Raw genomic sequence first — 25,944 nt, 5'->3', positions numbered from 1 at the left:
ACCATTGCGCGCTTTCCAGCGATACACATGAACCGCCAATCGACACCCACACACCAGAGAGAAAGCCATGAGCATCCCTAATACCGTTCTGATCACAGGCGCCTCCACGGGCATTGGCGCCACCTATGCCGAGCGCTTCGCACAACGTGGCCACGACCTCGTACTGGTGGCCCGCGACAAGAACCGACTGGACGCGCTCGCAGCGAAACTGCGTGAAAAACACAATGTCGCGATTGATGTCCTTCAGGCTGACCTGACCCAAAGCAGCGACTTGGCGACCGTCGAGACACGCCTGCGCGATGACGCCAGCATTGGCATCCTGGTGAACAACGCTGGCGCCGCGCAATCCGGCAACTTTATCGAACAGTCCACCGACAGCGTTGCTCAGTTGGTGACGCTCAACACGACGGCACTGGTACGGCTTGCCAGCGCCATCGCCCCACGCCTGGCACACGCGGGGGACGGGGCAATTATCAACATAGGTTCCGTGGTTGGCCTTGCACCAGAGTTCGGCATGACGGTCTACGGTGCTACCAAGGCGTTTGTGCTGTTTCTGTCACAAGGTATGAGCCTGGAATTGACGCCCAAAGGCGTCTACGTGCAAGCCGTCTTGCCAGCCGCTACGCGTACTGAAATCTGGGAGCGGGCAGGTATCGACATCAATACCCTGACTGATGTCATGGACGTCGGAGATCTGGTCGATGCGGCGCTGGTTGGTTTTGATCGTCGCGAGCCCGTGACTATTCCGCCCCTACAGGACGCCGATCGCTGGGATGCCTTGCAGGCTGCGCGCCAAGGCTTACTGTCGCAGATTCGGCAATCCGAAGTCGCCGAGCGCTACAAAGCCAAAGCGTAAAACATCGCGAAGAAGCGCTGGCACCGGGGCGCCTGCTCCGGCCCAGCTCACTTGCAGCTTTTCAACCCGCACCTTGGGGCGAACATGACCCTCTCAGACACGAAACCTCAAAGCGGCTCGCCCTCGCGATTCGTCAATGCAGCGAATCAATGGATCAACGTCAACGGAACGGCGTTCGCTTACCGAGACATAGGTCCCAACGGCGGATTACCGCTGGTGCTGCTGAATCATTGGGGCGCCGTGCTGGACAACTTCGATCCAAGGCTCGTGGATGGGCTGGCAAGCAGCAGGCGCGTCATCGCCATCGACTATCGGGGAATCGGCGCTTCAGGCGGTATTGCCCCGACAACGGTCAGCGAAATGGCAAACGATACTGTCGCCGTGATACGCGCGCTGGGCTTCGAAAAAGTCGACCTGCTGGGCTTTTCCCTTGGTGGATTCGTGGCCCAGGAAATCGTGCTGAACGCCCCTGACGTTGTGCGCAGACTGATATTGACTGGCACGGGGCCTGCCGGTGGTCACCGCATTGATAAAGTCTGGTCAGTGTCCTGGCCGTTGATGCTCAAAGGCTTGCTGACGTTGCGCGATCCCAAGACCTACCTGTTCTTCACCTCGACAGCCAATGGACGGCAAGCCGCCAGGGACTATTTGAAGCGTTTGAAAGAGCGCAGTAAGGATCGAGTTAAAAGTCCTACACCCACCGCGTTCATGCGGCAGTTGAAAGCCATCCACGACTGGGGCAGACAGCCTGCGCAAAACCTCAGCCGCATACGCGTACCGACTCTGGTTGCCAACGGTGATACCGACATCATGGTTCCAACGGTGAACACCATTGATTTGGCACGCCGGATTCCAGACTCACAGCTGGTTGTTTACGCAGACGCAGGGCACGGCAGCATCTTCCAACACCATGCGGATTTCGTGGTGAAAGTAACGGCATTCCTGAATAACTGAAGCGGACAAGTTTCATTCAACGCCATGAGAGTTGAATCACCATGAAAGCATTTTCAATCGACCGTTACGGTAAAGAGAATGGACGTATCGGCGAGGTACCCACCCCAGAAGTGGGTGCCTATGACGTTCTTGTTCAGGTGCATGCCACCAGCGTCAACCTGCTCGACTCGAAGATCAGTAAAGGCGAATTCAAACTGATCCTGCCGTATTCGTTCCCGTTGATACTGGGGAATGATCTGGCGGGAGTGGTCCTTAGCGTAGGGGCCTCGGTGCGACGCTTCAAACCGGGTGATGAAGTTTACGCACGTCCTCCTCAGGAGCGCATAGGCACATTCGCCGAACTGATTGCGGTAGATGAAAATGCGCTCGCGTTGAAACCGAAAAACATCAGCATGGAAGAGGCTGCCTCCCTCCCGCTGGTCGCACTGACGGCCTGGCAAGTGCTGGTTGAAACCGCCAAGCTGAAACGCGGCCAAAAGGTGTTTATCCACGCAGGTTCCGGTGGCGTAGGCACCTTTGCCATCCAGCTTGCCAAGCATCTGGGTGCGTTCGTCGCGACAACCACAAGCACGAGGAATGTGGATTGGGTCAAGGCACTGGGAGCAGACGTCGTCATTGATTACAAGAAACAAAACTTTGAAAAGGTTCTGCAGGATTATGACGTCGTACTCAATAGCCTGGGCGCTGATGAGCTGAAAAAGTCCCTCACCATTCTGAAGCCCGGGGGGCAGTTGATATCCATCTCAGGGCCACCGACTCCACAGTTTGCTCAAGAGCAAAAGCTGCCCTGGGTACTCGGCCTCGTTATGCGTATGTTGAGCAGCGGTATCCGCAGGAGAGCGCGCAAAAAGAACATCAGCTATGGGTTTGTATTTATGCGTGCCAGTGGCGCCCAACTGGACAAGGTAACTGCATCATTATTTAGCCGCTTCCCCAATCGCCCGCGCCGCCTGAGCCAGGCGCTGCGTGGCGGCGCGGATTTCCTCCGGGTTGAGCGAGGCGAAGCCCAGGCGCAAGGCATTCTCGGGATGATCAAAGGGTGAAAACAGGCGACCGCTGCGCACCACCAGGTCCAGCTCCAGGGCTTTTTCAGCCAGTTGATTGACGTCGATTGAGTCGGCAAACCTGACCCACAACGCCAGCCCGCCTTCCGGTTCCTGCACGGCTATCTGCTCGCCAAACGCCTCCAGCAAACAACTGAGCAGTGTCTCCCGACGCCGACGGTATTCCTTGGATACCCGACGCAGATGCTTCTTCAACTCGCCATCGTTGATCAAGTCCGCCAGCATCCGCTGCATGACGGCATCGCCCTGGCCCAGGCTCACCGCCGCCGTGCGCTCGAGCACTTCGATGAGGTTCGACGGGGCAACGATATAGCTGCAACGGAAGGTGCTGCCCAGGGACTTGGACAGTGAGCCGATGTAGATCACATGACGCTGCGCGCTGTCACTGGCCAGGGGCAAATAGGGCCGTCCGGCAAAGTGGTACTCGTGGTCGTAATCTTCCTCGATGATGCAGAAATCATGCAGCCGGGCCAATTCCAGGAGCTGCTGGCGACGTCCGGCACGCAGGCTGACGGTAGTAGGAAACTGGTGATGGGGGGTGACATACATCATTCGCACATTGTGCAGGCGGCACAGTTCATCGAGCTGGTCGACCCGGCAACCCTCGTCGTCCAGGTCAACGGTGACCAGTTGCGCGCCCAACTGCCGAAAAATCTCCCAGGCCGGTGGATAACTCAGGCGTTCGACCACCACCACATCACCGGGTTTGAGCAGCGCGCTGGCGGTCAGGTACAGCGACATCTGCACGCCTTGGGTCAGGCAAATCTGCTGCGCGTCGACATTCAGGCCGCGATTGTGGCGCAACATTTCGGCCAGGGCGTCGCGCAGGTACTGGCCGCTGCCTTCGGTGCCATGGCGCACGGTGTTGGTGGTAAAGCTGTTGCGCAAGGCGTTGCGGTAATAGCGATGCAGGACGGCTTGGGGCAGCAAACGATGGTCACAGGCGCCATTATCGAAAAACAGCGCGCCCGGCCGGTGTTGCAGTTTTGTCACCTGCTCGCCCGGGGTGAAATAGGCAGCCGCAGGCACGTCCCGCAACGCCGGGGCAAACGACTTCGGCGCGCCGGCGGCAGTCACCGCGCCTGTCGCCAGTTGCGTACTGACGAAAGTGCCGCGACGTTGAATGCTGACCAGCCAGCCTTTGGTCACCGCCTCCTCGTAGGCAAGGATCACCGTCTTGCGGTTGACGTCCAGCAGTTGCGCCATTTCCCGCGTACCGGGCAACAGCGTTCCGGGGCGCAGGCGTCCCTCGGCAATCGCGCTTACCAATCCTTCGATGATCTTTCTGTACGACGCCTGCGGCTGCGCGCCATCGAGCTTGAGCAGCGGGCGCCATTTGCGGAGCTGGACCATGTGAATTATCCAAAACTGGAGGTTCTTCTGGTCCTAGTCTAACGCAACAATCAAACCTCAATTGCCCCGAGGTGTTTATGCACAACCGCCATGTCGTTGAATTGTTGCCCTCGGGCAAATCCTTCGAAGCCGCCGACCAATTGCTGCTCGACGCCATGCTGGCCAGCGGCCTTGCCGTCCCCTTCTCCTGCCGGCGCGGCGCTTGCGGGTCGTGCAAGGTCAAGGTGGTGTCGGGCGAGTTCCGCGAAAAGGTGCTCACACCCGACACCCCTGCCGCCTCCTATCCACTCGCGGCTGACGAGATGTTGCTGTGCCAGAGCCATGCCTGCAGCGACATGCGCCTGGAAATTCCCGGCTGGTCGCTGGACACGCCAACGCTGGAAGTCAGCGCACAGGTGATCAGCAAGCGCGGGTTGAGCGCCGACATCGTCGAGCTGGTGTTGCTGACCGCCCAGCCACTCGACGTCCGGGCCGGCCAATACCTCAGGTTTCGCCTCGACGATGGCGACAGCCGCTGTTTCTCCGTGGCCAATCTGCCCGCACAGGATCAAGGCCGGTTGGTGTTTCATATTCGCCAGGTCAGCGGCGGCCTGTTTTCCGAACGCATCCTGCCGACCCTGCAAGTGGGCGATGCGATGAAGCTGGAAGGCCCCGTAGGCGCCTGCACCTGGCAACACGACGATGAGCGCCCTGTTGTGCTGTTCGCCACCGGGACCGGTTATGCCGGCATCAAGCCCTTATTGCTGACGGCCCTGGCCCGCCAGGCCGAAGTCACCCTGTATTGGGGGAACTCGTCGCCGGCGGACTTCTACGACGCTGAGTTTCTCGAGCGCGCCAGCGAGGCACATCCACGCTTTCACTGGCATCGAGTGCAGTCGGTAGACGCCCGCGTGCAACAGGTTGCGCTGACACAGCCCCACCACTGGGCGGAGAGCCAAATCTATGCCTGCGGCAACAGCAAGATGATCAGCCAAGTCCGCGAAACCTGCCTGGCAGCGGGCGCCCAGGCTCATCGTTTTGTCGCCGAAGCCTTCGTCCCCAGTGGTGCATTGACGCCAGCGGAGTCGCTCAACACGCGGCACCCAGTGCTGGAAAAAGTCGGCCCGCGCTACTCGCTGGACGGCATGCTCGCTGCCCGCGAGCAGACGGTAAGAGCCCTGGCCGCCATCGCCGACCAATTGAAAGTCGGCATGACCACCGCCCAAGCCCTCGACATGGCCAGTCAAACCTTGCAGGCCATGGGCGCGTCCCACACCTGGCACCCCACCTATATCCGCTTTGGCGACGACACCATCCGCACACCGCGCCAAGGCATCGACCCGCAACGCAAGCTGCGCGCCACCGACATCGCCGTGGTCGACCTTGGCCCGGTGTGGGATGGCTATGAAGGCGATTACGGCGACACCTTCGTCTTTGGCGAGCACCCGTTGCATGCTGCCTGTGTGAAGGCACTGCATGAAGTGTTCGACGAAACCCGCGACGCCTGGCACCGCGGGCTGACCGGACGCGAGCTGTATGACTTCGCCGAGCAAAGTGCCCACGCCAAAGGCTGGCGCCTTGAGCGCAACCTGGCCGGGCACCGCATCGCTGACTTCCCACATGCTTTGTTCGGGCAAGACAAGCTGGCTGAGGTCGAGATCGTACCCAGCGAGATGGTCTGGGTTTTGGAGATTCAGCTGTGCCATCCCACCCAACCAATCGGGGCGTTTTTCGAGGATATCCTGATTGGCGAGGCCAAGGGCGGCTAGTTGGCCCCCCCTACGCGCCGGGTGCCAGAGAAGCCACCGATGCGCTTCACACCAAACTTTGCCAGTACGACGCCTTTTCAAAGATGAAACGCTGGCCCCGCCTCTGCACCTTGTGGAGGCGCTTCAACCTTCACCTTCAACGCAATCAACAACGCCGCCAGCAACATCAAGACGCCCGCCGCCACAAATACACCGTCGATACCACTGAAGCTGAACATCGCACCGCCCGCCGCCGCCCCCGCTGCAATCGCAGACTGCACCGAAGCCACCACCATGCCGCCAGCGCTTTCCGCCTGATCGGGCACTGCCCGGGCTACCCAGTTTGACCAGGCCACCGGTACGCCGCCAAACGCCAGGCCCCAGAGCATCAACAACCACACCTGGCCCGTCACGGTCGCCGGCAACAGCGCCAGGGCGAGTGCTGCCACGCCGACCAGGGCCGGCATCAGCACCAGGGTGCCCCGTGGCAGACGCACCAGCAGCCAACCGGCCAGCAGCGTGCCGGCGAAGTTTGCAACGCCGAAGCCCAGCAACATCAGCGCCAGCCCTTCGGCACCGACGCCGGTGGTGCTTTCCAGGAATGGCCGGATGTAGGTGAACAACGCAAAGTGCCCGGTATGCACCAGCACACATCCCAACATGCCCACGGCAATGCCCGGACGCAGCAGTACTTCCAGCACGGTTCTCAAGCGTGCCGTCCTGCGGGGTGCAAGCGGCGGCAGGGTGAACAGCTGGAAAATCAGGGTTACGCCGCCCACCGCGGCGGCTGCGAGAAACGCGCTGCGCCAGCCGTACAGCCCACCCAAAAAGCTACCCAGCGGTACCGCCACGACAGTGCCCACTGCGATGCCGCTGAAGATGATCGACAAGGCACGCGGCAGCAACGCCGCCGGCACAAGCCGCATCGCCACCGCCGCCGCCATGCTCCAGAAGCCACCCAGGGCGATGCCCAACAGGATACGCATCAGCAGCAACACCGTGAGGCTCGACGAGACCGCCACCAGCAGGTTGGAGCAGATCATCAATGCGCTGAAACACAGCAACACCACACGGCGGTCGATCCCCCGGGTCAGGCCTGGCACCAGCAGCCCGGCGAACAAGGCGACTACCGCCGTGACCGTCACCGCCTGCCCTGCCAAGGCTTCCGAAACCCCCAGCTCGGCTGCCATCGGCGTCAGCAGGCTGGCCGGCAGGTACTCCGCCGTCAGCAATCCGAACACGCCCATCGCCAACGAAAACACCGCCATCCAGGCCGGCGTCGCGGGCGCTGCATCTGCACCGGTTACGGCGTCACACACACAACTGCTCATCACGGTCATCCTTCAAAAGTTATTGCGACCGGCAGTCTAGGTGTGACGATTGGGATGATCTATGATGCAAAATCTCGAATCCTTTACCGAAACCCCGGAAATGATGCCCATCGATCCGTTCGACCAGTCCTCTGACCTTATCAACGAGCTGCTGCGCGGCATGCGCCTGCGGGGTGTCGAGTACCGGCGTATCCAGACTGGGCCGGCGTTTGGCCTGGGCTTCCCGTCCAAGCCCGGGCACGCCTATTTCCACCTTATCGCTGCCGGCTGCGTCACCCTGCGCACCGAGGACGGCACCCTGTATGAACTGACGCCAGGCAATGCGGTGTTCATCTCCCATGGCGGTGCTCATCAGTTGCTCTCCAGCCCGGACGTGCCGGTGCAGGACATCGACCGCTTCAACACGGCAGCCCTCGGTGATGCGGTGTGTGCCGTGGATGCCCGGGCCGATGTGGGCGTGACGCAAAGCGCCCTGCTCTTCAGCGGCTGCATGGAGTTTGAACTGGGGAGTCTGCACGGCCTTGGCCGCCTGATGCCGGACCTGATGCTGATCGACGCCAAGGGCCAGCGTTATCCGGGGCTGATGCCGATCCTGGCGGCCATGGAGCGTGAAGTCAGCAGCGCCCGCATCGGCTTCGCCGGCATTCTGGCGCGCCTCGCAGAGGTGGTGGCGGCCATGGTGGTTCGGGGTTGGGTTGAATGTGCGTGCGGGAATGCGTCCGGCCTGGTGGCGGCGCTGCGTGACCCACGCCTGGCCAAGGCCCTGCTGGCGTTGCACCAGCAGCCCGGGCGCGATTGGACGGTGGAGGAGTTGGCAGCGCAATGTCATACCTCACGCTCGGTGTTCGCCCAGCACTTTCAAACCACCATCGGCACACCACCGCTGCGCTACGCCACCGAACTGCGGATGCGCCTGGCCAGCCAGTGGCTGACGCTGGAGCGGCTGCCGATCGAAACCGTGGCGCAGCGCCTTGGCTATAACTCCCAGGCGGCGTTCAGCCGGGCGTTCAAGCGCGTTACTGGGCAGCCGCCGGGTGCCAGCCGGCGACAGGCGATTTAAGGAAGCAGTGAAGTGGCTGGAGCGCCTCGCCGACTTTTGGCCCTCCCTACCCGTTCGAGGGCATAGCAGGGCCATCACCTCTCGATCGTTCCCACGCTCTGCGTGGGAATGCATCCTGTGACGCTCCGCGTCACCACTGCGCAGAACTTGAGCCTTGCATCGCCAGCTGGACGCAGAGCGTCCGAGGCGGCATTCCCACGCAGAGCGTGGGAACGATCATCTCGAGCCGACAAAATCCTGCGTAGGCGCTGTCGAGCTTTAGCGAGGCTGCGAAGAGGTCCTGTCAGGCAATAAATATGTCGCCTGCCAGTCCGCCATCGCAGCCTCGCTGAAGCTCGACAGCTCCCACAGTTGATCTTCCCAGGCTTGAATATTGTGTTCACTTGAAAGCTCAAGAGATCGCGATCTGACAAGCAACAACAAACCAATGTGGGAGCTGTCGAGCCTCAGCGAGGCTGCGAAGAGGTCCTGTCAGGCAATAAATATGTCGCCTGCCAGTCCGCCATCGCAGCCTCGCTAAAGCTCGACAGCTCCCACAGTTGATCTTCCCAGGCTTAAGTATTGTGCTCACTTGAAAGCTCAAGAGATCGCGATCTGACAGGCAACAACAAACCAATGTGGGAGCTGTCGAGCCTCAGCGAGGCTGCGAAGAGGCCCTTTCAGGCAATAAATATGTCGCCTGCCAGTCCGCCATCGCAGCCTCGCTAAAGCTCGACAGCTCCCACAGTTGATCTTCGCAACCTTGAATATTGTGTTCGCTTGAAAGCTCAAGAGATCGCGATCTGACAGGCAACAACAAACCAATGTGGGAGCTGTCGAGCCTCAGCGAGGCTGCGAAGAGGCCCTGTCAGGCGATAAAGATGCCACCTGCAAGCCCCCCATCGCAGCCTCGCTAAAGCTCGACAGCTCCCACAGTTGATCTTCGCAACCTTGAACATTGTGCTCGCTTGACGGCTCAAGAGATCGCGATCTGACAGGCAACAACAAACCAATGTGGGAGCTGTCGAGCTTTAGCGAGGCTGCGAAGAGGCACGGTCAGGCAATAAAGATCTCGCCTGCCAGTCCGCCATCGCAGCCTCGCTGAAGCTCGACAGCTCCCACAGTTGATCTTCCCAGGCTTGCACATCTGATCGTTCCCACGCTCTGCGTGGGAATGCATCCTGTGACGCTCCGCGTCACCACTGCGCAGAACTTGAACCTTGCATCGCCAGCTGGACGCAGAGCGTCCGAGGCGGCATTCCCACGCAGAGCGTGGGAACGATCATCTCGATCCGACAAAATCCTGCGTAGGAGCTGTCGAGCTTCAGCGAGGCTGCGAAGAGGCCCTTTCAGGCAATAAAGATGTCGCCTGCCAGTCCGCCATCGCAGCCTCGCTAATGCTCGACAGCTCCCACAGTTGATCTTCGCAGGCTTGCACATCTGATCGTTCCCACGCTCTGCGTGGGAACGATCATCTCGAGCCGACAAAATCCTGCGTAGGAGCTGTCGAGCTTCAGCGAGGCTGCGAAGAGGCCCCATCAGGCAATAAATATGTCGCCTGCCAGTCCGCCATCGCAGCCTCGCCAAAGCTCGACAGCTCCCACAGTTGATCTCTCGCGTATCATCACCCTCCTCGCTCATAAGGGACTCCCCATGTCTTCAACCAAACGCGACAGCGCCCGCATCGAACGTCGCCTCGTCGCGACCCTGACCGAAGCCTGTGAAATGGCCAAAGCCGAAATCACCGGCTTCGATTGGCTGACCCACGAAGTCGACTACCAGGCCTTCGCACAAAGCCTGGTGGTCATTTGGGTATTCGATACGCGGGCAAACAGGGAGCTGGCCCTTTCAAGCGGACAGGACCAACGCATGCGCGAGCTGACGGCCATGGCGCTGGAAGATGCCGGCGTGGATCGCCCCTCTTCGGACCGCTACGTGCGCTTCGATTCCGAGGAAGAATGTCACCTCCAGCATGGCGGCAATTGGCGTCTGCGCCTGGCCAAACTGGCCGCTGTGCAATAGCTCAAGCCATCAAGTACGGCCCACCGAACCGCTAACCGGTAAATTCCCCAACAGCTTGAGCCCGGTAGTCTTCACAAACGTTTCGTAGTCCATCGGCTTCTGGATACGGGTTTCAGCGTTGGGCAGTACATACGCCCAGGCACGCTTGGACGACACATCGTAGACCAGCTTGAACAAGCGGGTCGGCACCCAGACCTTGTTGGCGCCAATGGTGCTGTAGCCCGGGTCAAACAACGGACCGGTGAACACGTAAACATTGCCGTCGGCGCGCTTGGCAAACTTGCGCACGTCCGCCTCGACCTTGCTCCAGATCTTGCGGTTGTTGGTGGGGTCCTGGGGCACCATGTTCGACAGTGCGAAGGATTGCGCCATGGCGTTGCTGCTCGGCGCATCGGCGGCCGGGGATTGATGGCCGCGGTCCACTGCCGGGTGTTGGCCACGGTAGTCGCTCAACTCGGCACGCGCGCCCTTGGGAATGCGCGGGTCGGGGTAGAACTGGTTGGTGCGTTCTTCGCCTTTGGCGTCCTGCAACTGGCGGGCATTCAGGCGTTCGACCACTACCAGCGGGGTCTTGCTGGTTTGCGAGTACAGCACCGCAAAATTATCCGAGCACAGCGCCAGGGGTTTCAGGGTGGCCGGCACCGTGGCCGTGTTGATCGGTTGCGCAGACGGGAACAGATCGGCGCAGCCGTCGAAGGAAGCCCGTTGCTGTTTGTTTGAATAGAGATTTAGAGCGGCACTCTGGCTGATGGAACCCGAGCGGGAGGTGTGCTGCTGATGCTCGGCAGGCAGCTTGATGAGGTCCAGCAGACCACGAGCTTCTGCCCCGGTGGAGAGCAAAACAAGGGCCGACAGCCCAACTGCAATTTTGCGTAGGTGCATGGGTTAAATCTTCAAATGGTAGGAAGGAAAAACGTAAGGCGAGGCCCGATTTACGGGATCAGATGGAGGCAGTGGCGATCACTTTGCGGCGAGCATTCTGTCATTGTCCTTGATCAAAAATACTAACGCGGAGCCGGCCGGCTCCGTGCGGGGCTTATTGACCATCACTATTCACATTAGTGCTGAGCAGCTCGGTAATCCACCGCGCCTGCTGGGCCACCTCTTGCACCTTGTCCTCGGGCACCGCCTGCCGCGCCTGGGCAAAGTCGCTGAGGGTCTGCTGCTTGTGGCGCAGGATGCGCTGCCACTTGAGCAGGAATTCCGGGCGGCGCGCCTGCATTTGCAGCGGGCCGAAGTACAGCTCCTCGGCGGTATAGCTCACCGGCTCGGCGCGCTCGGCCACGATGATTTCGTAGAAGAAGCGATTCTCCCGGAGCAGCTCTTCGCACACGATGCGGTAGCCGTTTTCCACCAGCCATTGGCGCAGCGGTTGCTCGCCGCCGTTGGGTTGCAGCACCAGGCGCTCCTGGCCGTTGAGGCGTGCCTTGTCACTGTCGAGGATGTCGCGGATCGTCTCGCCGCCCATGCCGCAGATGCTGATGGCGGTGATCCCGTCTGCCGGCTCGATCGCCGCCAGGCCACTGGCCAGGCGCACGGTAATGTGTTGCTCCAGCTCGTTCTCGCGCACTGTACGCTCGGCTGCGCGGAACGGCGTCAAGGCCACCTCGCCCGCCACCGCCGCCGAGATGGCGCCGCGACGCATCAACGCCACCGGCAGGTAGCCGTGATCAGAGCCGATATCCGCCAGGCGCGCTCCGGCGGGTATATGGGCTGCCACGCGCTCCAGGCGCATGGACAATGTGTGTTCGTTCAACTGCCGTTCCTTTTTGCCACGAATGAGCTGGTCGGTGCAGGATAACTGATGGGGTATGCTTGCTCACCGCACAATTGCCAGGAAGAGGTGAGCAATGACGTCATTTCGCGTTCGCGAGCTGAGCAGTACGGACACTGAAGCATTGCTGGCTTTCGAAACTCGTAACCGTGAGTGGTTCGAGTCGCATATCGAGGCGCGCGACCCTTCGTTTTACTCAACGCAGGGCGTCGCCGAGCATATTGAAGGCTATTTATCTGGTCTCGCCACCGGTGCCTGGCACCCGTTCGTGATCGAAGACGCCAGCGGCGAAATCGTCGGTCGCGCCAATCTGAAAAGCATCGATTCACCGAAGGGCTCTGCCGAAGTCGGTTACCGCGTCGGCGAGCGTTCGTGCGGGCAAGGGCTGGCAACCCTGGCGTTGAAGCATCTGATCCACGAGGCGCAGGCGCGTTGGGCACTCAAGCAACTGGTGGCCTACGTGTACCCGGAGAATGTGGGTTCACAAAAAGTCCTGACCCGCTGCGGTTTCGTGCCTGAACAGTCCGCACCGGACGGCATGCCCCACAGCGAAAACCGCTTCGTTCTGTCGCTTCAAGCCTGAACACGCAGCACCCCGGCGAACCTTTACCCGGTAAACACCGTCCGAGCTAGGGCATTGATGTTTACCGCTCGCCGCGAGGTTTCCGTTTGAAAGCTGCCATCATCAAAAAATACCGCCTGATCATCAAGACCATGGGCTATGTGGGCTGGGCACTGTTCTGGCTGTTGCTCTGGGATATCGCCGTCACCGTGGACTTCATGCTGTTCCTCAACAGCAAGATCAACCTGCCGCTGATGCCACTGACGTTGCTCGGCTCGGCGCTGGTGGTATTGATCAGTTTCCGCAACAGCAGCGCCTATAACCGCTGGTGGGAAGCACGCACCTTGTGGGGCGCGATGGTCAACAATTCCCGCAGCTTTGCGCGGCAAGTACTGACGCTGCTGGATGACCCGAACAATGAGGTCAACCCGATAAAGTCGACCTTGCTGCGCCGTCACGTGGCGTATGTGAACTGCCTGGCGGCACACTTGCGAGGCCAGCCTTGCCCGGAGGAAATCCGCGCGTTTCTGCCGGCCGACGAATTCGCCCGCAGCACCAGCACCAATAACTTTTCCAACGACATCATCAACGGCTCCGCTGCCCTGCTGGCCCAGGAATACAAGGCCGGGCGCCTGGACAGTATTCGCCTGGCGCGGCTGGAATCGACCCTGGTGGACTTGTCCAACAGCCAGGGCGGCATGGAGCGCATCGCCAATACGCCGCTGCCCTACCCTTATGTGTATTTCCCACGGCTGTTCATCTCACTGTTCTGCCTGATCGTGCCGGTGGGCCTGGTGGAATCCCTGGGCTGGTTCACCCCGCTGGCCTCCACGGTGGTGGGCTTTATGCTGCTGGCCATCGAGCGCATCGGCACCGATCTGCAAAGCCCGTTTCGCGACAGCGAGCATCAGATCCAGATGGAAGCCCTCTGCGAAACCATCGAGAAAAACCTGCAGTCGATGCAGCGTGACTCACTGGGGGGTGAGCGGATCCGTTGAGCCTTGCCGGGCCGTTAACAAAAAAATCCAGCCAACGGTGAATTATTCAGTGTCCGCATGTATCTGACCAAAGAGCACGTGCCATTAAAACAATGGCAATGAAATGGACCAGGGCTGAGTAATTCCCATGAAATCACGCAAGAAAACCGTCAATCCCATTGGATTGGATGACATCACCATCGTCGACGACGCCAAGATGCGCAAGGCGATCACCGCCGCTGCGCTGGGCAACGCCATGGAATGGTTCGACTTCGGCGTATACGGCTTTGTCGCCTATGTACTCGGCAAGGTGTTCTTCCCCGAGGCATCCCCCAGCGTACAGATGATCGCCGCCCTGGCGACCTTCTCGGTGCCGTTCCTGATTCGCCCGCTGGGCGGCCTGTTCTTCGGCCGACTGGGGGACAAGTACGGCCGGCAAAAGGTCCTGGCAGCGACCATCGTGATCATGTCCCTGAGCACCTTCGCCATCGGGCTGATTCCCTCCTACGACTCGATCGGCATCTGGGCGCCGATCCTGTTGCTGCTGGCCAAGATGGCCCAGGGCTTCTCGGTAGGCGGTGAATACACCGGCGCGTCGATCTTCGTCGCCGAGTACGCACCCGACCGCAAGCGCGGCTTCCTCGGCAGCTGGCTGGACTTCGGCTCCATCGCCGGCTTCGTCCTCGGCGCCGGGGTGGTGGTGCTGATTTCGGCGGTAATCGGCGAAGAGGCGTTCCAGTCCTGGGGGTGGCGCCTGCCGTTCTTCCTCGCGCTGCCGCTGGGCATGATCGGGCTGTACTTGCGTCACGCCCTGGAAGAGACACCCGCCTTCCAACAGCATGTGGAACAACTCGAACAAGGCGATCGCGAAGGCCTGGCCGGTGGCCCGAAAGTGTCGTTCAAGGAAGTCGCCACCAAGCACTGGCGCAGCCTGATGACCTGCGTCGGCGTGGTGGTGGTGACCAACGTCACGTACTACATGCTGCTCACCTACATGCCGAGCTACCTGTCCCACAACCTGCACTACAGCGAAAACCACGGCGTGTTGATCATCATCGCAATCATGGTCGGCATGTTGTTCGTGCAACCGCTGATTGGTTTCGTCAGCGACAAGATCGGGCGCAAACCCTTCATTCTCGTCGGCAGCATTGCGCTGTTCTTCCTCGCCATTCCGGCGTTCATGCTGATCAACAGCGGCAAGCTCGGGCTGATTTTCTCGGGGCTGCTGATCATTGCGGTGGTGCTCAACTTCTTTATCGGCGTGATGGCGTCCACCCTGCCGGCGATGTTCCCTACCCACATCCGCTACAGCGCGTTGGCCAGTGCCTTTAACATCTCGATCCTGATTGCCGGCCTCACGCCGACCGCCATGGCCTGGCTGGTGGAGACCACCAACAACCTGTACATGCCGGCCTACTACCTCATGGTGTTCGCCGTACTGGGGCTTTTCACCGCCCTGACCATGAAGGAAACCGCCAACAAACCCCTGCGCGGCGCGGCACCGGCGGCGTCGGATATCGAGGAAGCCAAGGAGCTGCTGCAGGAGCACGAAGACAATATCGAGCAGAAGATCGAAGACATCGACGCGCAAATCGCCGAACTGGAAGCCAAGCGCGAAAACCTAGTGCAGCAGCATCCACGCATCAACTGACGCAACATATTTAGAAACGAATAGACGGTGAACTAACGCGCAAGCAGCACGCTCCTTCCTTAAGCGCAGTCAGCGCGGCCCTGATGAGCCTCATCAGGGCCGCTCAACGATAAGGAGCCGCCCGTGACCGTCACCACCGCCCTCACCTACCGCTGCACGCCTGGCCCGCTTCACGCGACCTTGCTTGCCGGTACCGTTCCGCTGTTTCTCGGCGCCCTGCTGAGTGACATTGCCTACTACCAGACCTACCAGACCCAATGGAGCAACTTCGCCGCCTGGCTGATCGCCGGCGGCCTGCTGTTCTGTGGGCTGGCGGGGTTGTTTGCACTGGTCAACCTGCTGCGTGCCGACCGCAAGGCCGGTCGCCCTACGGTGTACTTCCTGCTGTTGCTGGTAACCTGGGCACTGGGCCTGGTGAATGCCTTTGAACATGCGAAAGATGCCTGGGCCGTGATGCCTTCGGGCCTGGTGCTGTCGGCCATCGTGACTCTGCTGGCCTGCGTGACCACCTGGGTAGGGCTGACCAACCTGCGTTCCGGAGGTGCCCAATGAAGCCTTCCAGCACGCTGACCGTTTTAAGCATGGCGATGTTGTTGAGCGCCTGCGGTGGCGAAGCCGACAGCACTCAGGCTCGCGGCCCTGACCCCAAGCTGCCGGAACCCCAACGCGGCCTGTTGCCCAGCATGAAGATCGCCGAACCGGTGGCCTGGGGTGAGCAGAAACCCACCGTGCCCGAGGGTTTCAGCATCACGGCCATCGCCACCGACCTGCGGATCCCGCGCCAGACCCTGGTGCTGCCCAACGGCGACATCCTCGTTGCCGAAGGCCGGGGCGGCAGCGCAGCGAAACTCAAGCCCAAGGATGTGATCGCCAGCGTGATCAAGGCCGAAGGCAACACCAAGGTCAAGGGCGGCAATCGCCTGACCCTGCTGCGGGATGCCGACGGTGACGGCACCTACGAGTTGAAAACCGTGTTCGCCGAAAACCTCAACGCGCCCTACGGCCTGGCCTTTGCCGACGGCAAGCTGTACGTGGCGAACCAGGATGCGCTGGTGCGCTTCGACTACGAAGACGGCCAGACCAAGGCCGGTGGCCCGCCCACCACCGTCACCGAGCTGCCCGCCGCGATCAATCATCACTGGACCAAATCCCTGGCGATCAGCCCCGATGGCCGCTCGCTGTATGTGGGCATTGGGTCCAACAGCAACATCACCGAACGCGGCATGGAGGTCGAGATCGACCGGGCGATGGTCTGGCAGATCGACGCCGCCACCGGTGCCCACAAGCCTTATGCAACCGGCTTGCGCAACCCGACGGCATTGACCATTCAACCGGACTCCGGGCAGGTGTGGGCGGTGGTCAACGAACGGGATGAACTGGGCCCGGACCTGGTGCCGGATTACCTGACCTCGGTGCGCGAAGGCGAGTTCTACGGCTGGCCCTACAGCTATTGGGGCCAGAACGTCGACACCCGCGCCCAACCGCAGAACCCGGCCAAGGTCGCCGCCGCGATCAAGCCGGATTACAGCCTGGGTTCCCACGTCGCCGCGCTGGGCGTCGATTTTTCCATCCCGGCCATGGGCGAGAAATATGCCGACGGCGTCTTCGTCGGCGAGCACGGCAGTTGGAACCGGGATAATCCGGTGGGCTACAAGGTGATCTTTGTGCCGTTCAGCAATGGCCGGCCTGCCGGCGAACCGCTGGACTTCGCCACGGGTTTCCGCGGGGACGATGGCAAGACTCGCGGGCGGCCGGTGGGTGTCACGGTTGATCCGAAGGGTGCGCTGATCATTGCCGATGACCTGGCCAATACCGTGTGGCGGGTGACGCGCAATAAATAAGGCCTGAAGCGGCCAACGTGGTTGCCTTCCCGGGGAGCGCGGCGGTACCTTCGCCGCACTCACGAACAGGAAGGTAACCGCAATGCCAGACACCACCGACAACGGCTTCTACGATCGCGCGGACGCGCACATCGAGCTGTCCAACGAGCAGTTCAGGGCGTTCGCCGACCTGGGCAAAGTCAGCGCCTCGATGATGTTCGGCACCACACGCTTCAATGCCTGGGTCAGCGCACGCAGTTTTAAATCCGGCGAAGAAATGGCCCAGGCCCGTGAGGCGATGCTGAAGTATTTCTGTGATCAGTACCGGATGATGCTTGAAGATAATCTTGATGATCACATCAACAATTTCAGCAAGTACATGCTCGTTAAAGGCAACTGAACAGACCGGTTGCCGCTCCCCGTTCAGTGGACGGCAACCGCTGGCTTGCCGTGGGCCCGATGCCCCGGCTTGAAGCCATGGAGTCGCGCGCACCACACAATCGCAAAACCCACCGCCAGCAACACCAACATTGCCCAGGGGAAAGAAGCCACGCCCCAGGTATCCAGCAACACGCCACCCACCACGCCGCTTCCGGCAATCGCGCTGTTCCAGGCCACCACATTCAGCGACAGCGCCACGTCCGCACCATCCCCGGCTGCGTCCGCCAACGCGGTTTGCAACAGCGTTGCAGCGCCACCAAAACTCAAACCCCAGACCGCCACGCCGAGGTAAATAACGCCCGGCACCTGCGCCAGAAAACCAAACGCCAAACACGTCGCCGCAAAGCCCGCCAGGCTGACCAGCACCGTCTTGCGCAACGCCACATCCACCAACCGGGCGGTTACCCAAATCCCGAGCAGCGCCGCCACACCAAACACCAGCAGCACCAGATCCACCCGATTGACCAAGCCCGCCGGGGCCACAAACGGTGCGATGTACGTGTAGAGAATGTTGTGGGCGAGCATCCACGCAATCACCACCGCCAGCACCGGCCGCACACCCGGCGTGGTCAGCACTTTACGCAGCGGCATACGCTGATGGGCCGCCTGGCCGGGGTAGTCCGGCACTTTCACCAGCACCCAGACAATCAACACCAGGGTCAGCGCCGACATGATCCCGAACGTGGTGCGCCAGCCCACCAGCCCACCCAGCCAGGTGCCCAGCGGCACGCCGAGTGACAGGGCAATCGGCGTTCCTACCATGGCCAGCGCCAACGCCTTGCCCTGTTGATGCGGTTCAACCATGCGCCGCGCATAGCCGGCCAACAAACTCCAGGCCAGCCCAGCTGCCATCCCCGCAAGGAACCGCGCCAGCAGTGTCAGCCCGTAGTGGGACGACAGCGCGGTGATCGAATTGAACAGCAGAAAACCGACGATGGTCAGCAGCAGCACATTGCGTCGCCGCCAGCCGCGGGTGGCGATGGTCAGCGGGATCACCGCCAGCACCGAACCCAGCGCATAGGCGGTAACCATCTGCCCGGCCATGGACTGTGAAATAGCGAGGCCGTCACTGATCAGCGGCAACAGGCCTGCCGGCAGGGTTTCAGTGACGATGCAGATAAAACCGGTCATGGCCAGGGCGAGCAAGGCTCCGATGGGCAAGCGGTCGGGAACGGCGTCTGCCGATAAGGTGGTTGAGGGGGTCACAGGGAAACTCCTTGAACAAGAGGACTTAAATACCGATCGATATAAATGTTGAGCGCGCCACCCGGCGTTGTCAACGACTTATGTATCGACTAGTATTTATCTCATCACCCGAGAGGATTCCCCCATGGCGCAGATGGGCCGCCCCCGCACTTTCGACCGTGACCAGGCCGTGGAACAGGCCATGCACCTGTTCTGGGAGCATGGCTACGACGCGACATCCCTGAGCCAGTTGAAAAGCGGACTGGGTGGCGGCATCTCCGCGCCGAGTTTCTACGCGGCGTTCGGCTCCAAGGACGCGCTGTTCCAGGAGTGCGTGCAGCGTTATCTGGCGACGTTCGCCCAGGTCACCGAATGCCTGTGGGATGACGGCCTGCCACCGCGCCAGGCCATCGAGACCGCGCTGCGCCAATCCGCACGCATGCAGTGTGAAGAGGGGCACCCCAAAGGCTGCATGGTGGCCTTGGGCGTGATGAGCGCGCCCTCCCCCGAGAACGCGCACGTGCCCCATGCGCTGACTCAGTCGCGGGAGCGTACAAGGGCGGGCATCGTGCATTGCGTCGAGCGTGGCATTCGCGCAGGCCAGTTACCCGCCGAGACCAACGCCCGCGCGATGGCTACGGTCTACGACAGTTTCCTGCAAGGCGTGTCAATCCTGGCCCGGGATGGCGTCGACGCTGATGCCATCGACACGGCCATCGGCCAACTGATGCTGACCTGGGATTTATCCGCCGCTACAGCGCCGCCCATTCGGCGCGATGCTCCAGCAGAAAATCCACAAACGCCCGCACCCGATGGGGTACATAGCGGCCGTGGGGATACAGCAAGGTAAACGGCCGTGATCGCCCGCCGTAAGGCTGTAAAACCTCCACCAGGCTGCCGTTGGCCAACTCGTCCTCGACGATGAATTTGTAGGTCTGGAACAACCCCGCGCCATGCTTGGCCAGGGTTACGCCACCGAGCACATCGTCAGAGCAGCTGTAGCCCGCTTCACCGGCAAACTCTTGCTCCTTGCCGTCGACCTGGAACAGCCAGGAAATGCGCCGCCCGTTGCTCGGCAACTCGTACTGGATGCACTCGTGGTTCGGCAAGTCCTCCAGGGTTTGGGGCGTGCCGGCACGCTTCAGGTACGCCGGCGTCGCGACCACCACCAGCTTGGCGTCTTCCAGCAACCGCGCAATCAGCGTCGAGTCCGGCTGGGCGCGCACGCGGATGGCCAGGTCATAGCCTTCGGCGACGAAATCGATGTTGCGGTTGCTGATGTGAATATCCACGGTGACTTGCGGGTACAGCGCACGGAATTTCGGCAGCAGCGGCAGGATCCGGTGATGGCCGTAGGTGGTCGGGATGCTGATGCGCAACAGCCCGGACGGCACCGATTGCGCGCCCATCATTTCCTGCTGGGCTTCCACCAATTGCGTGAGGGCCTGGCGGCATTGCTCAAAAAACGTCCGGCCGCCATCGGTCAGGCGGATGCTGCGGGTGGTGCGTACAAACAACCGGGAACCCAGGCGCTCTTCCAGCCGCGAGATGCTGCGGCTCACCGCCGCCGGCGTCACGCCCGCCACCTGGGCGGCGGCAGTAAAGCTGCTGGCCTCGGCAGCCAGGCAGAACAGCTCGATGCTGCCCAGCTGCAAATCTTCGAAATGGCGCTTCATGATGGATTACACCGGGTATCTGCTTGGGGGCTCACCCGCTCTATTTATCAGCAAGGGCCGCATAAATATAGGGGTCCTACCTGGCCCGTGCTTGCTTTCACTCCACGCACACCGCCCACAACTTCCGTGGCAATGCTCCGTCGTTGCACCTTGCGAACTCCATCAACAACCAGCCGGTCGTGGTCAACCGATCACCGAATACCGACCGTGGTTCGCAGATCGACTCCCTGCAAAAAGGCGTGTATTTCCAGGACCAGATCAAGTTCGACGAGGCCACCACCTCGCGCGCAGGGTTGGTGTACAAGGCTGACAACGGCCTGGCACCGTACCTGAGCTACAGCGAATCGTTCTTCCCGGTAGCGGGTGTGAGCAAGGCCGGGCAAGTGTTTGTGCCCACCGAAGGCAAACAGTACGAGTTCGGTGACTCACCGCTGGTAGGCCAACAACGGCTCACTCAGCGGTTCGGGGCGTCAGGCATATGGCGTTGGGGGCGGTGATTGGGGGCATATCCGTTGGTTTTGTTACGGCTACTATTGGTTCCGCTCTTACAGCGGCTCACTTTTGAAAAGCGCAAAAGTAAGCAAAACGCTCTTGCCCCACCACTCGGCACCTCGCTTGGGCTCGGTGTGCCCTCAGCTCCGGCAGCACGAAGCGGGCCGCCGCGACGGGGCGTCCCTGCCCCGTCGCGGCTAAACCGGCGTCCTGCCGGTTTACCCGCTCCGTACTGCCTACGTTCGGCCAGCGTGGTTTAACGGGGCGCCTAAGATCAAGATCAAAAGCAGATCAAGGGCACAGCGGCCTACAGGCCGGCTTGAGTGTGGTGAAGCAAAGGGCAACAGCAAAATCAGAAGCTAAAGCGGGCACGGTCCAAATGTGGGAGCGGGCTTGCTCGCGAAGGTCGTTAACGATGACGCGGGCATTCTGGATGAACGCGGCGGTCTCAGGTTTTTCGCGAGCAAGCTCGCTCCTACAGAAAGGCAGCTTTGCTTTTGCTTTTCACACTCAAGCCGGCCGGGAGGCCGCTGTGCTTTTGCTTTTGATCTGACTGCCCCATTCAGCCCGAGGCCGAACGCAGGCAGTGCGGAGCGGGTAAACCGGCAGGACGCCGGTTTAGCCGCGCCGGGCCATGGATGGCCCGTCGCGGCGGCCCGCGGAGTGGTGCCGGAGTGAGGGAACACCGAGCCTAGGCGAGGTGCCGACAGGCGGGGCAGAGCGTTTTGGTTACTTTTGCGCTTTTTGTACGGACCGGACACATGGTGGACACATGTGCGGGGACATGGTTGACACATTATGGACCATAGTCTGGCTTGCTCACGTCGATTGTTCGTAGGAAGTGATGGCAAAAGTAGACGTCAAAAAGCCCATCACTTTCAGGATTAGGACGTATGGCGAGATGATGCCCAGCCAGACCCTTAGCGATGCTGAAATAGCGTTTCTGAAAGCGGAATCGGCTGTGATAAGCCTTGGCCAATACGTCGTCCGGTCCGTATTCAAACTCCGATAACTGCTGTGGGTAAGCCCATGGGCTAGCTCGATACCGCTCCATCGGCACCTTGTAGTCCAACGCTTGATGAGGCCGTTGCAAGTTATAAACCTCACGCCATTGATCAAACGCTGTTTGAGCTTCCTTGATCGTGGAAAACTGACGCCCATCAAGCACTTCGGCCTTGAGTGACCGATGGAAACGCTCAATCTTTCCATTGGTTTGGGGGTGGTAAGGGCGGCTGAAGCTGATCCGAATTCCTAAGCGAATCAACCAGATACTCAGCTCAGTGATTTCGCCAGGGTTGCGTGGCGAGCCCCAAGGCGGGCCGTTATCGACGTTGATGCGAGCCGGTAATCCGAAGCGCTGGAACACTTCGATCATTTTCTCTTTCACCGTGGTCCCACGCTCGTTATCACAGGCCTGAATCGCCAGGTTGAATCGCGAGTGGTCGTCCAGCAGGGTCAGGGGATGGCATCGGCCTTGTTGCGTCGGGAAATGCCCTTTGAAGTCCATCTGCCAAAGATCGTTAGGCGCATCGTGTTCAAATCTCAACTTTGCCGCTTGTTCCTTCTGAGCAGGCTGAATTAGCCCGTGTCGGTGCAGAACATTAGTAACGGTGCTGGGAGCGATTTGTTTTTTCAAAATGCTGCTGATCGTGCGCCCACCCCACGCTGGATGCTCTTGCCTGAGCGCTATGACCGCCGTCTCTAGAGTGGTGTTGGTCAGCTTGGGGCTGGTGACAGGTTTGCGGGACTTCTCTTGCAGCCCCGACCGGCCTTGCGTCTCGTAGCGATCGAGCCACTTGTACGCCGTTTGGGGGCTGATACCGAATCGTCGACACAATTCTCGTTTATTACTGCCGGGTTGCCGCGCCAAGGCGACAAACTCTTCTTTCAGGCTCATGGCATCTCTCGTGTCCCAGGGCATGATGGTTTTCCGGCGAAGTTAGCTCGCCGAAAAGTGTCCACCATGTCCCCGCACACCCGTCAACCATGTGTCCGGTCCGTACACGCTTTTCAAAAGTGACCCGCTGTAAGAGCGGAACCCTAAGTAGCCGTTACCTAAATAACGGATATACACTCAAAACAACAACCGCGAAAAATCACAACACTGCACCGCCAACTGCGCCACATTCTGGTTCAAGCCAAACTGCCGATCTCCACGATGCAACGCCACATACCCAACCTTGGGCAGCGCCGGTTCCGTCTCCAATGCGCGTAATTCTCCGCGCTCGATCAAATGCGACAAGCACGCCTTGGGCAAGTAACTCACCCCCACCCCCGACAGTGCGAGCCCGACCTGCACCAGCAAGTTATGGCTGGTCAGCTTACGCGGCATCTGCACAGCATGCGCCGCCAGCCAGCGCTCATAAAGCAGGCCCGTCCCGGAGTGGGAACCCTGGGTCAGCACCGTGTACCCCGCCAACGCCTCAAGCCCTACCGGATCAGGCTCACTGACCAACCACGGGGCGCACATCCAGGCGTTTTCCACACTGCCCAACGGCGTACTCAGAAACCGCGAATCACTGTAGGCATCGGGCACGATCACCAGGTCCAGTTCATCACTCTCCAGCTTGCGAAACAGCTCGCTGCTCAACTCCACCGACGGCTCGATCTGCACTTTGGGATACGCCTCACGCAACGCTTCCACCAGCGCCGGCAACCAGGTGAAGGCCGTCAATTCCGTCACCCCCAGGCGAAACCTGCGCACCAGCACTTCACGGGTACTGACCCGCTCCAGCATGTAGTCACGACGCTCCAGCAGGTCCTTGGCGTAGTCGAGCAACTCGGCGCCTTTTTCGGTCAGCCGGGCATTGCGCTTGCTGCGGTCGAAAATCTCGACATCGAAGGTTTCTTCCAACTCCTGGATGCGCTTGGAAATCGCCGACTGCGACATGTTCAGCTTGTTCGCCGCGGCCTCGAAACTGCCCAGCTCGGCAATCCAGTACAACGCGTCGATTTGCTTGAACGTGATCATCGGCCACCTCCCATGAGAAAAAGCGATCCTATCAGATAATAAAATATCGCTAAAACTGTATGTTCATCACTCCTAAGATCTAGCCACAGACCCATAAGATCAATCGGAGTTACAGCCATGTCCTTGCCCGGTTTCCGCATCCTCCCCAACCCACCGCTGGCTTCTGCCGAAGTGCTTGAAGCCTTCACTCACGTGGTCACCCCGCACATCAGCGACAACCTCGGCCGGCACATCGGCGCCCGCGGGCTGAACCGCTACAACCGAACCGGCAAGCTGGTGGGCACCGCGCTCACGGTGAAAACCCGCCCTGGCGACAACCTGCTGATCTACAAGGCCTTGAGCATGCTGGAGCCCGGCCACGTGCTGGTGGTGGACGCCCAGGGCGACACCAACAACGCGGTGATCGGCGAGTTGGTCAAGCTCTACGCCCAGCAACGCGGCTGCGTGGGGTTTGTGATCGACGGGGCGATCCGGGATGTCGCGAGCTTCGAGGACACGCCCTGCTACGCCCGCAGCGTGGTGCATTGCGGGCCTTACAAGACCGGCCCGGGCGAAGTGAATGTGCCGGTGTCCATCGGCGGCATGCTGATCAACCCGGGGGATGTGCTGGTGGGTGACGAAGACGGCCTGGTCGCCTTCTCCCAGGCCGACGCCGCCGAAGTACTGCGCAAGGCGGCGCAACACGCGGCCCACGAAGAGGAAGTCAAAGCCGAAATCTCCAGCGGTGCGGTGCGCCAGAGCTGGATCGACAAGGTGCTGCAGCAGGCCGGCCTGGCAGGTTGAAGGGGAACATCATGAGCACTGCATTTCTCTCCGATCGGGTGCTGGGCATTGCGCCCTCCCCGAGCATCGCCGCCAACGCACTGGTCAGCGAACTGCGCGCCCAGGGCCGGGACATCGTCAACTTCACCGTGGGCGAACCGGATTTCGATACGCCCGCGCATATCCTCGAAGCAGCCAGCGCCGCGATGCGCAGTGGCGACACCCACTACACCGCCACCAGCGGCACCCTCGCCCTGCGCCAGGCGATCTGCCTCAAGCTCAAGCGTGATAACCAGCTGGACTATGGGCTGGACGAAGTGATTGCCGGGTGCGGTGGCAAGCACATCATCTATCACGCCCTGGCGGCGACCCTGAATCGCGGCGACGAAGTCATCGTGCACACGCCGTATTGGGTGTCGTACCCGGACATCGCACGGCTGAATGACGCGACGCCGGTGATCATTCCCGGCGATGAGTCACTGGGGTTCAAGCTGTCGCCGCAAGCCCTGGAACAGGCGATCACCCCGCGCAGCAAATGGGTGATCCTCAACAGCCCGAACAACCCCAGCGGCGCGGTGTATAACGAAGACGAGCTGTTGGCCCTGGCCGAGGTGCTGCGGCGTCATCCCCATGTGCTGATCATGGCCGACGAGATCTACGAGCACTTTGTCTACGACGCTGCCCGCCACGTGTCTCTGACCCGACTCGCACCGGACCTGAAACCGCGCACGCTGATCGTCAACGGCGCCTCCAAGGGCTATGCCATGACCGGTTGGCGCCTGGGTTTCGGGGCAGGCCCGGCGTGGTTGATCGCGGCCATTGCCAAGCTGCTTTCGCAAACCACCACCTGCCCCAGCTCTCTCAGCCAGGCCGCGGCGGTTGCCGCCTTCGCCGGCGACCAGGCGCCCATCGCCGGCATGCGCGAGGTGTACCAGCAACGCCGCGAACGCATGCTGGGTCTGTTGAAAGACATTCCCGGCGTGAGCTTCACCCCGCCGGATGGCGCGTTCTACGTGTTCGCCAACGTCGCCGGATTGATCGGCAAGACCACCCCGCACGGCGAGCGGATCGACAGCGACACACAACTGGCCGAGTACCTGCTGCGGGAACACGGCCTGGCCACCGTGAGTGGTGCGGCGTACGGCATGTCGCCGTATATCCGGCTGTCGTTCGCCAGCTCGCTTGAAGTGATTGAAGAAGGTTGCCGTCGCCTGAATGAAGCGTGCCATCGATTGCGCTGACGGATACCCGCCTCACCCGGCGGCCAGGGATGGCCGCTCATTGACT

General features: G+C 60.9%; 23 protein-coding genes and 1 pseudogene. 16 read left to right on the top strand and 8 right to left on the bottom strand.

Annotated elements, in window-relative coordinates; genetic code table 11:
• Positions 1 to 67 precede the first annotated feature (67 nt).
• The 3 genes from ACUN0G_RS08935 to ACUN0G_RS08925 all read left to right on the top strand — a co-directional run bounded on the left by ACUN0G_RS08935 (position 68) and on the right by ACUN0G_RS08925 (position 2,853).
• Complete coding sequence (locus tag ACUN0G_RS08935) at positions 68 to 856, top strand: SDR family NAD(P)-dependent oxidoreductase (protein ID WP_421552620.1); 789 nt, start codon at positions 68 to 70, stop codon at positions 854 to 856.
• An 84-nt stretch (positions 857 to 940) separates the two neighbouring features.
• Complete coding sequence (locus ACUN0G_RS08930; protein ID WP_421552619.1) at positions 941 to 1,810, top strand: alpha/beta fold hydrolase; 870 nt, start codon at positions 941 to 943, stop codon at positions 1,808 to 1,810.
• A 41-nt stretch (positions 1,811 to 1,851) separates the two neighbouring features.
• Positions 1,852 to 2,853 (top strand): NADP-dependent oxidoreductase, encoded by a 1,002-nt coding sequence (locus ACUN0G_RS08925; RefSeq protein ID WP_445573156.1) that lies wholly within the window; start codon positions 1,852 to 1,854, stop codon positions 2,851 to 2,853.
• Here ACUN0G_RS08925 and pdxR read toward each other — a convergent pair.
• A pseudogene (gene pdxR / locus ACUN0G_RS08920) lies at positions 2,737 to 4,227 on the bottom strand (MocR-like pyridoxine biosynthesis transcription factor PdxR); the annotation flags it as partial. The gene ACUN0G_RS08925 and the pseudogene pdxR sit on opposite strands and share 117 nt — an antisense overlap.
• 77 nt (positions 4,228 to 4,304) lie before the next feature.
• Here pdxR and ACUN0G_RS08915 point away from each other — a divergent pair.
• Positions 4,305 to 5,975: a M24 family metallopeptidase gene (locus ACUN0G_RS08915; RefSeq protein WP_445573155.1), complete on the top strand. Its 1,671-nt coding sequence runs from the start codon at positions 4,305 to 4,307 to the stop codon at positions 5,973 to 5,975.
• Positions 5,976 to 6,052: 77 nt separating this feature from the next.
• On the opposite strand, the gene ACUN0G_RS08910 is transcribed toward ACUN0G_RS08915, so the two are convergent.
• Positions 6,053 to 7,285: an MFS transporter gene (locus ACUN0G_RS08910; RefSeq protein WP_445573154.1), complete on the bottom strand. Its 1,233-nt coding sequence runs from the start codon at positions 7,283 to 7,285 to the stop codon at positions 6,053 to 6,055.
• Between the two features lie 64 nt (positions 7,286 to 7,349).
• Here ACUN0G_RS08910 and ACUN0G_RS08905 point away from each other — a divergent pair, with 64 nt between their 5' ends.
• Positions 7,350 to 8,345, top strand: coding sequence for a cupin domain-containing protein (locus ACUN0G_RS08905; RefSeq protein WP_445575534.1), 996 nt, complete (start codon positions 7,350 to 7,352; stop codon positions 8,343 to 8,345).
• A 1,632-nt stretch (positions 8,346 to 9,977) separates the two neighbouring features.
• Complete coding sequence (locus ACUN0G_RS08900; protein WP_445573153.1) at positions 9,978 to 10,346, top strand: hypothetical protein; 369 nt, start codon at positions 9,978 to 9,980, stop codon at positions 10,344 to 10,346.
• A 9-nt stretch (positions 10,347 to 10,355) separates the two neighbouring features.
• Here ACUN0G_RS08900 and ACUN0G_RS08895 read toward each other — a convergent pair whose 3' ends face one another.
• Both ACUN0G_RS08895 and ACUN0G_RS08890 read right to left on the bottom strand, forming a co-directional pair.
• The gene (locus tag ACUN0G_RS08895) at positions 10,356 to 11,228 is read right to left on the bottom strand and encodes a DNA/RNA non-specific endonuclease (protein WP_445573152.1); all 873 of its coding nucleotides are present in this window, start codon (positions 11,226 to 11,228) and stop codon (positions 10,356 to 10,358) included.
• Positions 11,229 to 11,382: 154 nt separating this feature from the next.
• On the bottom strand, positions 11,383 to 12,102 hold the full coding sequence (locus ACUN0G_RS08890; protein WP_445573151.1) for a tRNA (adenine(22)-N(1))-methyltransferase: 720 nt from the start codon (positions 12,100 to 12,102) through the stop codon (positions 11,383 to 11,385).
• 94 nt (positions 12,103 to 12,196) lie between these two features.
• Between ACUN0G_RS08890 and ACUN0G_RS08885 the strand changes: the two genes are divergently transcribed.
• From ACUN0G_RS08885 to ACUN0G_RS08860, 6 genes are all read left to right on the top strand, one after another.
• Positions 12,197 to 12,703, top strand: a complete 507-nt coding sequence (locus ACUN0G_RS08885; protein WP_258344618.1) for a GNAT family N-acetyltransferase — start codon at positions 12,197 to 12,199, stop codon at positions 12,701 to 12,703.
• 86 nt (positions 12,704 to 12,789) lie between these two features.
• On the top strand, positions 12,790 to 13,680 hold the full coding sequence (locus tag ACUN0G_RS08880) for a bestrophin family protein (protein ID WP_445573150.1): 891 nt from the start codon (positions 12,790 to 12,792) through the stop codon (positions 13,678 to 13,680).
• A gap of 127 nt (positions 13,681 to 13,807) precedes the next feature.
• Positions 13,808 to 15,310 (top strand): glycine betaine/L-proline transporter ProP, encoded by a 1,503-nt coding sequence (proP, locus tag ACUN0G_RS08875; protein ID WP_258344616.1) that lies wholly within the window; start codon positions 13,808 to 13,810, stop codon positions 15,308 to 15,310.
• A gap of 123 nt (positions 15,311 to 15,433) precedes the next feature.
• Positions 15,434 to 15,862: a DUF2231 domain-containing protein gene (locus tag ACUN0G_RS08870; protein WP_421523348.1), complete on the top strand. Its 429-nt coding sequence runs from the start codon at positions 15,434 to 15,436 to the stop codon at positions 15,860 to 15,862.
• Positions 15,859 to 17,151, top strand: coding sequence for a PQQ-dependent sugar dehydrogenase (locus ACUN0G_RS08865; protein ID WP_258344614.1), 1,293 nt, complete (start codon positions 15,859 to 15,861; stop codon positions 17,149 to 17,151). Before ACUN0G_RS08870 ends, ACUN0G_RS08865 begins: the two co-directional genes overlap by 4 nt.
• A gap of 82 nt (positions 17,152 to 17,233) precedes the next feature.
• Entirely contained in the window at positions 17,234 to 17,530 is a 297-nt protein-coding gene (locus ACUN0G_RS08860) for a DUF3144 domain-containing protein (RefSeq protein ID WP_421523346.1), read from the top strand.
• Positions 17,531 to 17,553: 23 nt separating this feature from the next.
• Here the strand turns inward: ACUN0G_RS08860 and ACUN0G_RS08855 are convergent, their stop codons facing one another.
• Positions 17,554 to 18,777, bottom strand: a complete 1,224-nt coding sequence (locus tag ACUN0G_RS08855) for an MFS transporter (protein ID WP_445573149.1) — start codon at positions 18,775 to 18,777, stop codon at positions 17,554 to 17,556.
• A gap of 124 nt (positions 18,778 to 18,901) precedes the next feature.
• Between ACUN0G_RS08855 and ACUN0G_RS08850 the strand changes: the two genes are divergently transcribed.
• Positions 18,902 to 19,606 carry a TetR/AcrR family transcriptional regulator gene (locus ACUN0G_RS08850; protein ID WP_445573148.1) on the top strand — a complete coding sequence of 235 codons (705 nt, stop codon included), beginning with the start codon at positions 18,902 to 18,904 and terminating at the stop codon, positions 19,604 to 19,606.
• On the opposite strand, the gene ACUN0G_RS08845 is transcribed toward ACUN0G_RS08850, so the two are convergent.
• Positions 19,509 to 20,432, bottom strand: a complete 924-nt coding sequence (locus ACUN0G_RS08845; RefSeq protein ID WP_445573147.1) for a LysR family transcriptional regulator — start codon at positions 20,430 to 20,432, stop codon at positions 19,509 to 19,511. The genes ACUN0G_RS08850 and ACUN0G_RS08845 overlap by 98 nt on opposite strands.
• Positions 20,433 to 20,575: 143 nt before the next feature.
• Here ACUN0G_RS08845 and ACUN0G_RS08840 point away from each other — a divergent pair, with 143 nt between their 5' ends.
• The gene (locus ACUN0G_RS08840) at positions 20,576 to 20,929 is read left to right on the top strand and encodes a hypothetical protein (protein WP_375378892.1); all 354 of its coding nucleotides are present in this window, start codon (positions 20,576 to 20,578) and stop codon (positions 20,927 to 20,929) included.
• Positions 20,930 to 21,720: 791 nt separating this feature from the next.
• Here the strand turns inward: ACUN0G_RS08840 and ACUN0G_RS08835 are convergent.
• Positions 21,721 to 22,845: an IS481 family transposase gene (locus tag ACUN0G_RS08835; protein ID WP_445573146.1), complete on the bottom strand. Its 1,125-nt coding sequence runs from the start codon at positions 22,843 to 22,845 to the stop codon at positions 21,721 to 21,723.
• A 153-nt stretch (positions 22,846 to 22,998) separates the two neighbouring features.
• On the bottom strand, positions 22,999 to 23,895 hold the full coding sequence (locus ACUN0G_RS08830; RefSeq protein ID WP_445573145.1) for a LysR family transcriptional regulator: 897 nt from the start codon (positions 23,893 to 23,895) through the stop codon (positions 22,999 to 23,001).
• Between the two features lie 117 nt (positions 23,896 to 24,012).
• On the opposite strand from ACUN0G_RS08830, the gene ACUN0G_RS08825 reads away from it, so the two are divergent.
• Both ACUN0G_RS08825 and ACUN0G_RS08820 read left to right on the top strand, forming a co-directional pair.
• Positions 24,013 to 24,678: an RraA family protein gene (locus ACUN0G_RS08825; protein WP_445573144.1), complete on the top strand. Its 666-nt coding sequence runs from the start codon at positions 24,013 to 24,015 to the stop codon at positions 24,676 to 24,678.
• An 11-nt stretch (positions 24,679 to 24,689) separates the two neighbouring features.
• Positions 24,690 to 25,898, top strand: a complete 1,209-nt coding sequence (locus ACUN0G_RS08820) for a pyridoxal phosphate-dependent aminotransferase (RefSeq protein ID WP_445573143.1) — start codon at positions 24,690 to 24,692, stop codon at positions 25,896 to 25,898.
• Positions 25,899 to 25,944: the final 46 nt, after the last annotated feature.

It is taken from the genome of Pseudomonas sp. 32A (assembly GCF_052682255.1).
The sequence above is the reverse complement of the archived record's forward strand: the minus strand, read 5'-3'. Positions and strand labels throughout refer to the sequence as shown.